The sequence below is a fragment of the Leifsonia shinshuensis genome, from assembly GCF_031456835.1.
Classification (GTDB): Bacteria; Actinomycetota; Actinomycetes; order Actinomycetales; family Microbacteriaceae; genus Leifsonia; species Leifsonia shinshuensis_C.
Genome location: NZ_JAVDVK010000001.1, coordinates 3,615,468 through 3,629,036, shown reverse-complemented (window position 1 = coordinate 3,629,036; position 13,569 = coordinate 3,615,468). Strand labels below are relative to the sequence as shown.

Annotated in this window: 15 protein-coding genes and 1 riboswitch; of the genes, 6 read left to right on the top strand and 9 right to left on the bottom strand. The window is 69.8% G+C overall.

The annotated features are described in order from the left end of the window. Positions 1-63 precede the first annotated feature (63 nt). Both J2W45_RS17705 and J2W45_RS17700 read right to left on the bottom strand, forming a co-directional pair. A complete protein-coding gene (locus J2W45_RS17705) occupies positions 64-792 on the bottom strand; it encodes an MIP/aquaporin family protein (protein WP_396427127.1) in 729 nt (242 codons plus the stop codon). A 180-nt stretch (positions 793-972) separates the two neighbouring features. Beyond that, complete coding sequence (locus J2W45_RS17700) at positions 973-2,712, bottom strand: glycerol-3-phosphate dehydrogenase/oxidase (protein WP_310134538.1); 1,740 nt, start codon at positions 2,710-2,712, stop codon at positions 973-975. Between the two features lie 139 nt (positions 2,713-2,851). Here J2W45_RS17700 and J2W45_RS17695 point away from each other — a divergent pair, with 139 nt between their 5' ends. The 5 genes from J2W45_RS17695 to ribH all read left to right on the top strand — a co-directional run bounded on the left by J2W45_RS17695 (position 2,852) and on the right by ribH (position 7,720). Next, complete coding sequence (locus tag J2W45_RS17695; RefSeq protein ID WP_310134536.1) at positions 2,852-3,865, top strand: sugar-binding transcriptional regulator; 1,014 nt, start codon at positions 2,852-2,854, stop codon at positions 3,863-3,865. A gap of 96 nt (positions 3,866-3,961) precedes the next feature. Further along, a riboswitch (FMN riboswitch) is annotated at positions 3,962-4,115 on the top strand. 72 nt (positions 4,116-4,187) lie between these two features. Further along, positions 4,188-5,303, top strand: coding sequence for a bifunctional diaminohydroxyphosphoribosylaminopyrimidine deaminase/5-amino-6-(5-phosphoribosylamino)uracil reductase RibD (gene ribD, locus J2W45_RS17690; protein ID WP_310134532.1), 1,116 nt, complete (start codon positions 4,188-4,190; stop codon positions 5,301-5,303). Between the two features lies 1 nt (position 5,304). Then, positions 5,305-5,949: a riboflavin synthase gene (locus tag J2W45_RS17685; RefSeq protein WP_310134529.1), complete on the top strand. Its 645-nt coding sequence runs from the start codon at positions 5,305-5,307 to the stop codon at positions 5,947-5,949. After that, complete coding sequence (gene ribA / locus J2W45_RS17680) at positions 5,946-7,247, top strand: GTP cyclohydrolase II (RefSeq protein ID WP_310134527.1); 1,302 nt, start codon at positions 5,946-5,948, stop codon at positions 7,245-7,247. The genes J2W45_RS17685 and ribA overlap by 4 nt, the downstream gene beginning before the upstream one ends. Next, positions 7,244-7,720, top strand: coding sequence for a 6,7-dimethyl-8-ribityllumazine synthase (ribH, locus tag J2W45_RS17675; protein WP_310134525.1), 477 nt, complete (start codon positions 7,244-7,246; stop codon positions 7,718-7,720). The genes ribA and ribH overlap by 4 nt, the downstream gene beginning before the upstream one ends. A 52-nt stretch (positions 7,721-7,772) precedes the next feature. Here the strand turns inward: ribH and J2W45_RS17670 are convergent, their stop codons facing one another. The 5 genes from J2W45_RS17670 to J2W45_RS17650 form a co-directional block, all read right to left on the bottom strand. Further along, positions 7,773-8,183 (bottom strand): VOC family protein, encoded by a 411-nt coding sequence (locus J2W45_RS17670; protein WP_310134521.1) that lies wholly within the window; start codon positions 8,181-8,183, stop codon positions 7,773-7,775. Further along, on the bottom strand, positions 8,183-8,818 hold the full coding sequence (locus tag J2W45_RS17665; RefSeq protein WP_310134519.1) for a dihydrofolate reductase family protein: 636 nt from the start codon (positions 8,816-8,818) through the stop codon (positions 8,183-8,185). Before J2W45_RS17665 ends, J2W45_RS17670 begins: the two co-directional genes overlap by 1 nt. 4 nt (positions 8,819-8,822) lie before the next feature. Continuing rightward, positions 8,823-9,308, bottom strand: a complete 486-nt coding sequence (locus J2W45_RS17660) for an SRPBCC family protein (RefSeq protein ID WP_310134517.1) — start codon at positions 9,306-9,308, stop codon at positions 8,823-8,825. Further along, positions 9,305-9,652 carry an ArsR/SmtB family transcription factor gene (locus tag J2W45_RS17655; RefSeq protein ID WP_310134514.1) on the bottom strand — a complete coding sequence of 116 codons (348 nt, stop codon included), beginning with the start codon at positions 9,650-9,652 and terminating at the stop codon, positions 9,305-9,307. Before J2W45_RS17655 ends, J2W45_RS17660 begins: the two co-directional genes overlap by 4 nt. Positions 9,653-9,738: 86 nt before the next feature. Further along, entirely contained in the window at positions 9,739-10,167 is a 429-nt protein-coding gene (locus J2W45_RS17650; protein ID WP_310134511.1) for a DUF2269 family protein, read from the bottom strand. Between the two features lie 169 nt (positions 10,168-10,336). Between J2W45_RS17650 and J2W45_RS17645 the strand changes: the two genes are divergently transcribed. Further along, on the top strand, positions 10,337-11,734 hold the full coding sequence (locus tag J2W45_RS17645; protein ID WP_310134509.1) for an MFS transporter: 1,398 nt from the start codon (positions 10,337-10,339) through the stop codon (positions 11,732-11,734). Between the two features lie 117 nt (positions 11,735-11,851). Here the strand turns inward: J2W45_RS17645 and J2W45_RS17640 are convergent, their stop codons facing one another. Then, positions 11,852-12,631, bottom strand: a complete 780-nt coding sequence (locus J2W45_RS17640) for an ABC transporter permease (RefSeq protein WP_310135081.1) — start codon at positions 12,629-12,631, stop codon at positions 11,852-11,854. Between the two features lie 47 nt (positions 12,632-12,678). Beyond that, positions 12,679-13,569, bottom strand: coding sequence for an ABC transporter permease (locus tag J2W45_RS17635; protein ID WP_310134507.1), 891 nt, complete (start codon positions 13,567-13,569; stop codon positions 12,679-12,681).

Below are 13,569 nucleotides of genomic sequence, written 5' to 3'. Positions count from 1 at the left end.
CTTTGTTCTTTGGGGGTGGAACGGGAAGGGGCCGGCGGGATCCCTCCCGGCCGGCCCCCGGTGTCACTTGAGGATGGGGAGCAGGAGAAGCGCGAGCCATCCGGCGAGGAGGCCGCCGATGATCGGTCCGACCACCGGGACCCAGGAGTACGCCCAGTCGCTCGAGCCCTTGCCCTTGATCGGGAGGAAGGCGTGGGCGATGCGCGGACCGAGGTCACGGGCCGGGTTGATGGCGTATCCGGTCGGACCACCGAGGCTGGCACCGATGCCGACCACGAGCAGAGCGACGGGCAGAGCCCCGAGGGCAGCGAGTCCGGCTGCCTGACCGGGCTGGTGGCCGAAGGCGATCACCACGAAGACCAGCACGAAGGTGCCGATGATCTCGGTGACCAGGTTCCAGCCGTAGCTGCGGATGGCAGGACCGGTCGAGAAGACGCCCAGCTTGTTGGCGGGGTCGGGCTCCTCGTCGAAGTGCCGCTTGTACGCCAGGAACGTCAGGACGGCGCCGATGATGGCACCGATCAGCTGAGCCAGGATGTACAGCAGCACCGTGATGAAGTTCACCGGCACGAGGGTGCCCGCCGCCGCGGAGCCGAACGCCTTGGCGCCGTTGGCGACGAGACCGAGCGTCACGGCGGGGTTGAGGTGCGCACCGGAGTTGTAGGCGACGATCACACCGGCGAAGACCGCGAGGCCCCAACCGAAGTTGACCATCAGGAACCCGCCGTTGAAGCCCTTGTTCTTGATGAGGGCGACGTTCGCCACGACACCGGTACCGAGGAGGAGCAGCATCGCTGTGCCCACGAGCTCGGACAGGAAATCTACACCGATATTGTCCACGTTGACCTTCCAGTTGTTCAGTTGACGCGCACCCTGTTGTGCGTTCTGGTGTGGTTCTCGTCAGGGTGAGCCCTTGAACGCTATTGCGGTCGCGCTCACCTTGACAAGAACCGTGTCATGCACGTTCGTGCATTATCGAACAGCCGCGGCTTCGCTCCCGTCCCCCGACTTGAGCTGCACCCGATGGGCGTCGGCGAGGTCCGCTACGAACGAATCTTCCTCCTCCGCCCGCTGGTTTGGCGACCATCCGAGCGCGTTTGCCGCGATTTCGCCGATCTCGTGCACCAGAGCGGGTGTCACGGAACCGGTGAAGGCCAGGCTGGTGCGCCGCAGGAAGAGGTCGCCGAGGTGCACCACGTGCTCCGAGCGCACCAGGTGGTCGATCTCCGCGCGGGAGTATCCGGGGGCGGCGGCGAGCGGTGCGTCCTCCCCGTCCCAGCCGGCGATCGCATCCAGCACGAACGTGGCCTTGGTGCCGTAGCGGTTCAGCAGCACGGCAGCGCGCTCGGCGCCGACGTCCGCCCCGTAGCGGGCGATCCAGTCGCGCTCCGCCTGCGGGGTGGTCGGGAAGCCCGCGCCGCCGCCGATCGGCAGGCCGAGGGTCTGAACGGTGCGCTTCACGCCGAGGGCGTCGAGGGTCTCGTTCGCGAGGTGCTCGCTCAGCGCACGGAAGGTCGTCCACTTGCCGCCGACCAGGCTCAGCACGGTGGTGTCGCCGAGGCCGGCGATCGTGCCGGGCACGATGCGGTAGTCGCGGGAGACGAAGCCCGGCGCGGTGTCGTCGTGGTGCGGGAGCGGGCGGACGCCGGAGAAGGTGTAGACGATCTGCTCACGGGTGACCGGGATGCCTGGGAAAACGTGCGCGACCAGTTCGATGAAGTAGTCAATCTCGTCCTCGGTGATCACCGCGCGCTCCGACATGTCGGCGTCGATGTCGGTGGTGCCGACCATGACCCGGCCCTTGAGCGGGTAGATCAGCACGATGCGGCCGTCGTTGTTCTCGAAGAACATCTCGCGGCCCTTGCACGCCTCGAGCAGCTCGGGGTTGTCGAGCACGATGTGCGAGCCCTTGGTGCCGCCCATGTAGCGCGTCGCGGATCCGAGGGCCTCGTTGGTCAGGTCGGTCCACGGTCCGGAGGCGTTCACCACGACGTCCGCGGTGATGGCGAACTCCTCGCCCGTCTCACGGTCGCGGACGAGCACGCCGCCGTCGCGGGTGCCGATCGCCTCGACGTAGTTGACGGCGCGGGCGTGGGGGCCGGCGGCGAGGCTGTCGGCGAGCACGTCGAGCGCCAGGCGCTCCGGGTCGTGCACCGAGGCGTCGAAGTAGGTGGCGGTGTACTTGAGGCCCGGGTTGAGCGCCGGAAGGATCTCGAGGGACTTCTTGCGCCCGTGGAAGCTGTGCCGCGGCACCGAGCCTCCGTCGCGCGAGAAGGAGTCGTAGATGGTGAGGCCGGTCTTGATGAGGAACGCGCCGCGCTCCTTCGGCTTCCCCTGCTTGTGCGTGAGGAAGCGGAGCGGGGCGGCCAGGATGCCCGAGAAGGTCGAGAAGATCGGGATGGTCGTCTCGAGCGGCTTCACGTAGTGCGGGGCGATCTTCAGCAGGCCGTTGCGCTCGGTGACCGACTCCTTGACGAGCCGGAACTCGCCGTTCTCGAGGTAGCGGATGCCGCCGTGGATCATGTGGCTGGAGGCCGCCGACGCACCCGAGACGAAGTCGTTGCGCTCGACGAGGACGACGTCGACGCCCTGGAGCGCCAGGTCGCGGAAGGTGCCGAGGCCGTTGATGCCGCCGCCGACGACGAGCACCTGTGCTCGGGGGCGTTCGCGGAGGCGCTGGACCCCGGTGCGGGTGTTCGACTTCGTCGTCACGATTCTCTCCTGTGCTTCTGTCTTGCGGATGCCGTGTGGCTATAGTCTTCGTGGCAGCACAACTTCGATCAAGCGCCCTGCACATACGTGCAGCACCGGATCGGTCCCGAGAAGCCGTCACACCGAAGAAGGCCCCCCAATGCCCCAGCCCGACACCGAGCATCTGCCCGAGAAGGTCCGCGACGCCCTCAAGGCCGGCCACCTCTATTACATGCAGGACCTGACGATGGAGGCGATCGCGCACGAGATGCACACGTCGCGCTCGTCGGTCTCGCGCCTGCTCAGCTATGCGCGCTCGTCCGGTCTGGTGACCATCCAGATCGCCGAACCGCACGAAGGTGCAACGCGCATCCAGCAGACGATCCACGAGCGCTTCGGCATCGCGGCGCACATCGTCCCCATGCCGAGCGCGATCAGCGACGTCGACCGGCTGGAGCGCGTCGCGATCTCCGCCGCGCGCATCCTCGACCGCTTCATCGACTCCAACCAGACCGTCGGCATCGCCTGGGGCTCGACGATGAGCGCCCTGAGCAGGCACCTCATCCCCAAGGAGCTGCACAACGTCGAGTTCGTGCAGCTGAACGGTGCGGGCAACACGTACACGACGGGCGTGCTCTACGCGTCGGAGATATTGCGCCGGTTCGGCGACACCTACTCGGGCACGATCCAGGAGTTCCCCGTCCCGGCGCTCTTCGACGACCCGCAGACGAAGATCGCGATGTGGCGCGAGCGCAGCACCCGCCGCATCCTCGACATCCAGGAGCGGATGGACGTCGCGCTGTTCGGCCTCGGCTCGCCGTTCTCGGAGGTGCGCTCGCACGTCTACGCGGGCGGGTACCTCGACCAGGCCGACTACGCGTCGCTGGACGACTCGGGCGTCGTGGGCGACGTCGCGACCGTGTTCTTCCGCGAGGACGGCAGCCACCACGGCATCCCTCTGAACGAGCGGGCCAGCGGCCCGGACATCGACCTCATCAAGCGCGTGCCCCGCCGTGTCTGCATCGTGTCGGGCCCATCGAAGGTGCACAGCCTCCGCGGCGCCCTCGCCGCCGGGCTGATCACGGACCTCATCGTCGACGAGGGGACCGCCCGCGCCCTCGTGCAGCTGACCCAGCCGGTCGCCCCGGCGGCGGAGGCCGCAGAGGCGGCCTGACCGCGCTCCTACGCCGCCGCCCGCCGTCATCCGGCGTCGCACGACGCCCGGGAATAGTCGGCGCGCGTGCGCGTTGATCTAGACTCGACAACGAAATACGTGCTCCGGGGTCGGTGAGAGTCCGAACCGGCGGTGACAGTCCGCGAGCGGTGCGCCCAGGCGCCCTGCTGAGCCGGTGGAATTCCGGCACCGACGGTAATGCGTGCAGGCGACAGCCTTCGCGCTCAGTCCGGATGGGAGGAAGCACGGTGGGCGGCTCACGCGAGCCTGCGCCCACGCGACCCCGGCGACACGTCTCGACGAGAGACAGGATGGCAACCGGATGACGTGGGACGCCGCAATGCGCACGGCGCTCGAACTCGCCGCCAACGGGCCTGCGACGGGCGTGAACCCGCGCGTCGGCTGCGTCCTCCTCGACGCCGAGGGGGGCATCCTCGCCGAAGGCTGGCATCGCGGTGTCGGCACGCCGCACGCCGAGGTGGATGCGCTGAGCAAGCTGCCCGAGGGCGGAGCCCGCGGCGCGACCGCCGTCGTCACCCTCGAGCCCTGCAACCACTGGGGTCACACGGGCCCCTGCTCCGAAGCGCTCATCGCGGCCGGCGTCTCCCGCGTGGTCTACGGCACCGACGACCCCGGGCACCACTCCGGCGGAGGCGCCGAGCGCCTGCGCGAGGCCGGCGTCGAGGTGGTCGCGGGCGTGCTGCGCGACGAGATCGACGTCTTCCTCGGCGACTGGCTGACCGCCGCCCGGCTCGGCCGCCCGTACATCGTGGTCAAGTGGGCCAGCAGCCTGGACGGCCGCGCGGCGGCCGCGGACGGCAGTAGCAAGTGGATCACCGGAGCGGCGGCGCGGCAGCGCGTGCACGAGCAGCGGGAGGCGTCCGACGCGATCGTGGTCGGAACCGGCACGGTGCTCGCCGACGACCCGAGCCTGACCGCTCGGGGCGACGCCGGCGAGCTGATGGGCACGCAGCCGACACCCGTCGTCATCGGCACCCGCGCGGTGCCCAAGGACGCGGCAGTGTTCTCGCACCCCAACCCGGTGGTCTTCGAGGGGACGCACGACCTGCACGAGGCCGTCGCCGACCTGCACCAGCGCGGCTTCCGGCGGGTGTACGTCGAGGGCGGCCCGACCCTCGCCAGCGCGTTCATCGCCGCCGGCCTCGTCGACGAGTACGCGATCTACCTCGCCCCGACCCTGCTCGGCGGCCCCCGGGTCGCGATCGGCGACGTCGGGGTCGGGAGCATCGGCGAGCAGCGCCGGCTCCGCATCCTCGACATCGAACGGCTCGGCGGCGACCTGCTGGTTCGTGCCGTGCCCATCCCGGCGCCGGCCCTGCGCGCAGACCGCGCGCCGGCCGGCGAGCACGTCCCCGTCGACGTCGGCGGGGCCGACATCTTCCCCGCACCCCCGATCCCCACCGGCCAGGAGGGCTGACATGTTCACCGGAATCATCGAAGAGCTCGGCGAGATCACGGCGGTCGAGCGCAGCGCCGACGCCGCCCGCGTGACCGTGCGCGGCCCGCTCGCCGTCAGCGACGCGCGCCACGGCGACTCCATCTCGGTGAGCGGCGTGTGCCTCACCGTGATCGACAGCGACGCCGAGAGCTTCACCGCGGACGTCATGGCCGAGACCCTCGCCATCAGCACCCTCGACGACGTGCAGCCCGGCCGCCGGGTCAACCTGGAGCGCGCCGCGCAGGTCGGCGACCGCCTGGGCGGCCACATCGTCCAGGGCCACATCGACGGCACCGCGACCGTGCTCTCGGTGACCGACGGAAGCGCCTGGCGCGTCGTGCGGCTCTCCCTCGACCCGGAGCACGCGCCGCTCGTCGCGCGCAAGGGCTCCATCGCCATCGACGGCGTCTCCCTCACGGTCAGCGAGGTCGGCGGCGGCCGCGAGGACGGCTGGTTCGAGGTGTCCCTGATCCCGGAGACCCTCGCCGCCACCACGCTCGGGGACCGCGTCCCGGGCGATCGCGTCAACATCGAGACGGACATCCTCGCCCGTCATGTCGAGCGCATGCTGGCGCTCGAACCGGCCGCGTTCGGCGCGGCCCTGAGCGAACGGAGCTCCTCATGAGCCTGGCCACCATCCCCGAGGCCCTGTCCGAGCTGCGCGCCGGCCGTCCGGTCATCGTGGTGGACAACGAGAGCCGCGAGAACGAAGGCGACGTCGTCCTGGCCGCCGAGCTGGCGAGCCAGGAGTGGATCGCCTGGACGGTGAAGAACTCCTCCGGCTTCATCTGCGCGCCGATGACCAACGAGATCGCGGACCGCCTGGAGCTGCCGGTCATGGTCGCCCACAACGAGGACGCGCGCGGCACCAACTACACCGTGAGCGTGGATGCGGCCGACCGTCTCTCCACCGGCATCAGCGCCGCCGACCGCGCGCACACACTGCGCGTGCTCGCCGACCTCGACTCGACGCCGTCGAGCCTGCACCGGCCGGGCCACATCCTCCCCCTGCGCGCCGTCGAGGGCGGTGTGCGCGAGCGCGACGGGCACACCGAGGCCGCGGTGGACCTGCTGAAGCTCGCCGGGATGACCCCCGTCGGCGCGATCGCGGAGATCGTCGCCGACGACGGCGAGATGATGCGCCTGCCCGGTCTCATCGAGCTCGGTCAGCGCGAGGGCGTCCTCGTGGTCACGATCGAGTCTCTCATCGCCTACCTGCAGGAGTTCCACTGCGACCAGCCTCTGGAGACGGTGACGCCCATCCCGGAGACGTCGCGGGTGATCTTCGAGGTGGAGACCACGGTTCCGACCACCCACGGGCCGTTCCGGATGCGCGCCTACCGCGACCGCATGACCGGCGCCGACCACGTGGCGATCGTCGCGGGCACCCCGCAGCGCGACGGCACGCTGGTGCGCGTGCACTCGGAGTGCCTGACCGGCGAGGCCTTCGGGTCGCTGAAGTGCGAGTGCGGGCCGCAGCTCGACGCCGCCATGGACACCATCCAGCGCGAAGGCGGCGTAGTGGTGTACCTGCGCGGCCACGAGGGACGCGGCATCGGCCTGATCAACAAACTGCGCGCCTACAAGCTGCAGGAGGAGGGCCTCGACACGCTCGACGCCAACCTCGCCCTCGGCCTGCCGATCGACGCCCGCGACTACGGGGCGGCCACGGCCATCCTGCAGGATCTCGGCATCGAGTCGGTGCGCCTGCTCACCAACAACCCGGAGAAGGTGCGCCAGCTGGAGGAGCACGGCATCGAGGTCGAGGAGCGGGTGCCCCTCGTCGTCGGCGTCGGCGCCTTCAACGAGGGCTACCTGGAGACCAAGCGCGACCGGATGGGTCACGCGATCGGGGACATCGACCCGGTGTCCGCGACGAACGAGACGGCCGCGGGGATCGCGGCGGGGAGGACCACACGATGAGCGGAGCGGGAGCACCGGACGCGCAGGAGCAGATCGACGGGAGCGGCCTGACCGTCGTCGTCGTCGCCGGCAGCTGGCACGAGACGATCAGCGAGGCGCTCATCGCGGGCGCCCAGCGGACGCTGGACGCCTCCGGCGCCACCCATTCGCTGGTCCGCGTACCGGGCAGCTTCGAGCTGCCGGTGGTGAGCAAGGCCGCGCTCGAGGCGGGCGCGGACGCGGTGGTCGCGCTCGGCGTCATCATCCGCGGCGGGACACCGCACTTCGAGTACGTCTCCGCCGCCGCGACGGACGGCCTCACCCGCGTCGCCCTCGACACCGGCAAGCCGGTCGGCTTCGGCGTGCTCACGCTCGACGACGAGGCCCAGGGCATCGACCGCTCCGGCCTGCCCGGCTCCAAGGAGGACAAGGGCGCCGAGGCGGCCCACGCCGCTCTCGCGACCGCGGTGGCCCTGCGCGAACTGCGCGACTGACGCCGCGGGCCCGACGGCGGTCCGGTCGCTTCGGCGACCGGACCGCCGTCGTCTATGCCCTCCAGGGCATGTGCTGCAGCGCCCAGGTGTTCCCGTCGGGGTCGGCGAACCACGCGTAGAACACGCCGCCCATGTCCTGGACGGGCGACACGTCGATGCCGCGCTCGACGAGAGCGGCGCGGGCCGCCTCGATGTCGGCGACCACGAGGTGCAGACCCCGCACGGACCCCGGCTCCGACGGCGCCTGACCGATGCCGGCAGTCATCGTGATCGAGCAGTACGACCCGGGCGGGGTCAGCTGCACGACGCGCACGCCGTCGGCGGGCCGCACATCCACATCCAGCGTGAAGCCGGCCTGGTCGCGGTAGAAGCCGATGGACCGGTCGATGTCGGACACCGGTAGCATCACCAGTTCGAGCATCATCGCCCCGGCGGGGACGGGCGGGGTCGGGTTCTCGGACATCATGCCTCCTGATCGGTGCTGAGCGCCGCGGGTCCGCGGCGCACCGGGTAGCGCAGGTGCAGCACGCGCTCCCCCGGGATCACGACGTCCGGGTCGTCGAGCACGAGCGGTGCGCCCGTGAACGACCCGAAGTACCGCCTGCCGCGGCCGAACACGGCGGGCACGACATCCATCGCGACGTAGTCGATGAGTCCGAGCGCGAGCGCCTGCCCGCCGATGTCGCCGGCCGTGACGCCGACCTCGCCGTCGCCGGCGAGCTGCTGCGCGAGTGCGACGGCGCCCTCCACCGAGTCGACGAAGTGGTAGGACGCCTCCGGGTGCCAGCCGTCGGGCTTGGGGCGATGCGAGACGACCACCACGTGGTCGCTCGCCGGCGGGTGGCCCTGCCAGCCGTCGGTGAGATCGAACAGCCGGCGCCCGATGACGAGCGCGCTCTGCCGCGACCACATCCCGCTCACGTAGTCGACCGACGCGGCCGAGACGCGGAACGGCCCGCTGTGCACCTCGGGATGGTCCTCGACGTCCAAGGGATGGTCGCCGCCGAAGTACCAGTCGTGCAGCGGCCCGACGTCGTCGTGCTCGTCGGCGATGAAGCCGTCGAGCGACGCCACCGCATGGAGGTACGTCGTGCCCACGGCGTTACGCCCGGCCCGGGCGGAGCAGCAGCTCGTCGAGCTTCTCGTATCCCTCGCGCATACCGGTCTCCATCCCGCTCTGGATCATCTGCTCCAGAGCCTCGCGGGAGGTCATGACCGAGCGCCCGGACAGGCGGGTGCGGCCGCCGGGGAGTGCCTCGAAGCGCATCCGCTCCAGGCTCACCTCGCCCGGCGCGCCGAGGTACTCGAAGGTCTGGATGATCTGCGCATCCTCTTCGACGGTGTGGAACGTGCCCCGGAACGCGTAGACCGAGCCGTCGCTGTCGTGCGACTCGTAGGCCCACACGCCACCGGTGCGGAAATCCCACTCGGTGATGACGTTGCGCAGGCGGCGCGGGCCGATCCACTGCGCGAACAGCTCGGGATCGGCGTAGGCCTGGAATACGGCCTCGACGGGGGCATCGAACTCGCGGGTGAGGTCGGCGTAGGACGTGCCCTCGACCGCCTCGATGGTGACGGGGTTGCTCATGATTCCTTCTCCTTCACGGAGTGCTTGCTTTCTTCGAGGACGGCGTCGAGCCGGCGGAACTGCGCCTCCGCCTCGAGCCGGTAGCGGTCGATCCACGAGGTGAGCCGCTCGAGAGCGGCGGCCTCCAGGTGGACCGGCCGGCGCTGAGCCTCTCGGCTGCGCCAGACGAGGCCGGCCGTCTCGAGCACGCTGATGTGCTTGGAGACCGCCTGAAGCGAGATGGCGAACGGCTCGGCGAGCTCGTTCACGGTCGCCGGCCCTCGGCTCAGCCGGGCGATGATCGCCCGGCGGACGGGGTCGGCCAGGGCCGCGAACGCCCGGTCGAGCGCTTCCTCATCCCGCATCGTCAACCTCTCGGTTTATCAACCAATCTGTTGAATACAACGATAAGACGAATGAGCGCGGAGCACAAGCCTCGCGCAGCGAGAAGCTACGGCTTCCAGACCATGAGGACGACGACCGCCACGAGCAGCAGGCTGACGACACCCGACCCGGCGGCGATCTGCGGGTAGCGGGAGGCGGTGCCGTCGCGCAGCGACTCCCCCGCTCGACGCATCGCGGGCACCACGACGAACAGCGTCAGCCCGAGGGCGACGACGTAGAGGATGATCGACCACAGGATCCACGGCGTCGTGACGCTCAGGTCGTACTTCTTGTCGGCCAGCCCCATCACGCCGAAGCCGAACAGGACGACCAGCAGCGAGAGCAGCGACAGCAGATTCGTCGACTTCGCGAGCGTCTCCACCTGCCGGGCGTCGCCGGCGCGGACGGCGCGCATGGCCGTCATCGGGAGGATGGCCATCGGCCCGACGATGAAGACGGCGGTGACCACGTGCAGGACGGCGAAGAGCGTTTCCATGCCCTCAGCGTACCGAGCGGCCCCGATTCGGCGGACTCCCCGACCACGCATAGGGTAGAAGGTGCGCCACAAGCGCTTTCCGTCCTCCCCGCCCCCGCGCGCTCTCCGCCCGACCGACGCCGCGCACGAACCGCGGGCGTCCCTCGCACTCCGGAAGCCCTTCACACGCATGTCTACGACGGCCCCCGTCACCACCACCCCCGCGACCGCGAACACCCGCGGCAGGGTCATCCTCGCCAGCCTCATCGGCACGTCCATCGAGTTCTACGACTTCTACGTCTATGCGACCGCGGCCGTGCTGGTCTTCCCCTCGCTGTTCTTCACTAGTGAGGACCCGACGACCGCGCTGCTCTCGTCGTTCGCCGTCTTCGGCGTCGCCTTCATCGCGCGGCCGGTCGGCTCCATCCTGTTCGGCCACTTCGGCGACCGCATCGGCCGCAAGGGCACGCTCGTCGGCTCGCTGCTCACCATGGGCATCGCCACGGTGCTCATCGGCTGCCTGCCCACCGCTCAGGTGCCCGGGTGGGAGTTCTGGGCGCCCTTCCTGCTCGTGGTGATGCGCTTCTGCCAGGGCCTCGGCCTCGGCGGCGAGTGGAGCGGCGCAGCCCTCCTCGCCACCGAGAACGCGCCCGCGGGCAAGCGCGCCATCTACGGGACGTTCCCGCAGCTCGGCGCCCCGATCGGCTTCATCGTCGCCAACGTGCTGTTCCTCATCCTGAGCCTGACGATCTCGCCCGAAGCCTTCGCGGCGTGGGGCTGGCGCATCCCGTTCCTGCTGAGCGCCGTGCTCGTGATCGTCGGGCTGTACGTGCGGCTCAAGCTGGTCGAGACTCCCGCCTTCCAGAAGGTGGTCGACACCGGCGAGGTCGCGAAGCTGCCGCTGGCCCGCGTCTTCCGCACCAGCTGGTGGCAGATCGTGCTGGGCACGTTCATCATGCTCGCGACCTACGTGCTGTTCTACCTGATGACCGCGTTCACCCTGACCTACGGAACCACCGCGGCCACCCCGGAGCAGGCGCAGGCCGCCGCCGAGAAGGCCGGCAAGACGTTCTCGGCCGCAACCTTCGTGCCCGGCCTCGGCTACAGCCGCAACGACTTCCTGGTGATGCTCATCGTCGGCGTCGTGTTCTTCGGTGTCTTCACCCTCGTCGCCGGTCCGCTGGCGGAGCGCTTCGGGCGGCGCAAGACGCTCATCTCGGTCACGATCGGCATCATCGTCTTCGGTCTGCTGTTCGTGCCGCTGTTCGCCGGCGGAACCGTCGGGACCATGGCGCTGCTCATCATCGGGTTCACCCTGATGGGCCTCACGTTCGGCCCGATGGGCGCCGAGCTGCCGGAGCTGTTCCCGACCAACGTCCGCTACACCGGCTCGGCGATCTCCTACAACCTGTCCAGCGTGCTGGGCGCGGCCGTCGCGCCGACGATCGCTGTGTGGCTGTGGACCAGCGCCCACGGCAGCACCGTCTGGGTCGGCGTCTACCTGTCGCTGGCCGGAGTGCTGACGCTCATCGCGCTGCTGCTGTCGAAGGAGACCCGCGACGTCGACTTCACCGACAACGTGAGCTGACGCGTCGCCCTCTCGGGCGACGCTCTCGGGCCGTCGAGTGGTGACATGTCGTCGCAATCCCCACGGGATTCGCGCAACGACTCACTACTCGGCGGCCCTTTCGCATGTCGGAGGAGCTCAGTCGAGGAAGAGCGCGCGGAGCCGGCGGGTGGTGAGGACGAGCCCCAGCACCACCATCACGGCGAAGTACAGCACGTGCCAGAGCATCCCGGGATCCACCTGTCCCGTCGTCAGGCCGCGCACGAGTTCGACGCCGTGCCACAGGGGCAGCGCCTTGATGATCACCTGCACCGGTTCGGGATAGACGGTGATCGGGTAGAACGTCGCCGAGAGCAGGAACATGGGCAGCAGGATGAAGTTGATCCAGTCCATCTGCTGGAACGTCTTCATGTAACTGGTGACACCCATCCCGAAGCTGGCGAAGCCGAAGGCGATGAGCAGCACGGCCGGCAGCGCGAGGAGCGCCCACCACGACAGGTTGAGCCCGAGCGCCTGCATCACCAGCATGAAGCCGAGCGCGTAGAGCGCACCGCGCAGCAGCGCCAGCAGGATCTCGCCCAGCGCGACGTCGAGCGGCCCGAGCGAGGTGGCCAGCATCCCCTCGTACAGCTTGGCGAAGTGCATCTTGAAGAACACGTTCCACGTCGAGTCGTAGACGGCGCCGTTCATCGCCGCGGTCGCAAGCAGCGCGGGAGCGATAAACGCCGCGTACGGCACGGTCTGGCCCGACGACGTGGTGATGTCCCCCACCAGCCCGCCGAAGCCGATGCCGAGCGAGAGCAGGTAGAAGATCGGCTCGAAGAAGCCGGACACGATCACCAGCCAGTTGGTGCTGCGCGTCGCCGACCAGCCGCGCTGCATCACCGAGCGCGCGTTGCCCGCATAGAGCGCGCGCATCGGCCGCTGCCGCGGAGCGGATGCGGCGGTGCGCTGGTCGGTGGCGGTCACTTGTTCAGCCTCCGGGCGGCGATGCGCCGGCCCCACCGCCAGAACACCACGAAGAGAACGAGCAGGTAGAGGACGTGCACCACCGACAGCCAGAGCGGCTCGCTCATGCCGTAGGTGAACACGCGCGACAGTTCCGTCGAATGCCAGAGCGGCGAGATCCACCCGATCCACTGCAGGTAGACGGGCATGTTCGCCAGCGGGAAAAACGTGCCGGAGAACAGCGACATCGGCAGCAGCACGAAGCGCATCAGCATCGCGATCTGCCCGGTGTCCTGCTCGAGCGTGGCCACGTACGCCATGATCGGCGCCCCGAACGCGAGCCCGCCGAGGGTGCCGATCAGGATGCTGACCCACCCCCACGGGCTCGGCACCGCCCCGAACAGCACGGTGAAGACGAAGTACACCGTGCAGGTGCCCAGCAGCCGGGCGACGACCGAGATGATGATCCCGTCGATGATCTGCCCGGGTGCGATGGGCGACGCGTTGATGCCGAAGAAGGTCGGGTTCCACTTGAACCCGAGCATGATCGGGTACGTGAACTCCTCGCTCGCGACGGTCACCGCGGCCGTGCAGAGCAGGGCGGGGGCGACGAAGGCCAGGTAGCTGACCCCGTCGACGGCGTTCGGCCCGAGGTTGGCGCTGACCAGGCTGCCGAGGCCGAGGCCCATCGCGAGCAGGTACAGCAGCGGGTTGCCGAAGCCGGTGACCAGCAGCGTCTGCAGGTACGACCGCATGACGCGGAAGCGGTGCTCGGCGACGTACCAGGCTCCGAAGCGCCGCGGCCGACCCGCGGCCGCGAGCGCCGCGCGCGCATCCGCGCCCGGCCCGTGCTCGTCGCCGGCGCCCGAGGCGCCGGCCGGCCCCGCGGGCCCGACGATCGCGCTCAT

Bases quoted from the DNA above. Each gene is read 5' to 3' on its own strand.
- J2W45_RS17685 (WP_310134529.1), top strand. From the start codon at position 5,305: ATGTTCACCGGAATCATCGAAGAGCTCGGCGAGATCACGGCGGTCGAG.
- J2W45_RS17695 (WP_310134536.1), top strand. From the start codon at position 2,852: ATGCCCCAGCCCGACACCGAGCATCTGCCCGAGAAGGTCCGCGACGCC.
- J2W45_RS17655 (WP_310134514.1), bottom strand. From the start codon at position 9,652: ATGCGGGATGAGGAAGCGCTCGACCGGGCGTTCGCGGCCCTGGCCGAC.
- J2W45_RS17660 (WP_310134517.1), bottom strand. From the start codon at position 9,308: ATGAGCAACCCCGTCACCATCGAGGCGGTCGAGGGCACGTCCTACGCC.
- ribD (WP_310134532.1), top strand. From the start codon at position 4,188: ATGACGTGGGACGCCGCAATGCGCACGGCGCTCGAACTCGCCGCCAAC.
- ribA (WP_310134527.1), top strand. From the start codon at position 5,946: ATGAGCCTGGCCACCATCCCCGAGGCCCTGTCCGAGCTGCGCGCCGGC.
- J2W45_RS17705 (WP_396427127.1), bottom strand. From the start codon at position 792: ATGCTGCTCCTCCTCGGTACCGGTGTCGTGGCGAACGTCGCCCTCATC.
- J2W45_RS17645 (WP_310134509.1), top strand. From the start codon at position 10,337: ATGTCTACGACGGCCCCCGTCACCACCACCCCCGCGACCGCGAACACC.
- J2W45_RS17670 (WP_310134521.1), bottom strand. From the start codon at position 8,183: ATGTCCGAGAACCCGACCCCGCCCGTCCCCGCCGGGGCGATGATGCTC.
- J2W45_RS17640 (WP_310135081.1), bottom strand. From the start codon at position 12,631: ATGCGCGCGCTCTATGCGGGCAACGCGCGCTCGGTGATGCAGCGCGGC.
- J2W45_RS17635 (WP_310134507.1), bottom strand. From the start codon at position 13,569: ATGAGCGCGATCGTCGGGCCCGCGGGGCCGGCCGGCGCCTCGGGCGCC.
- J2W45_RS17650 (WP_310134511.1), bottom strand. From the start codon at position 10,167: ATGGAAACGCTCTTCGCCGTCCTGCACGTGGTCACCGCCGTCTTCATC.
- ribH (WP_310134525.1), top strand. From the start codon at position 7,244: ATGAGCGGAGCGGGAGCACCGGACGCGCAGGAGCAGATCGACGGGAGC.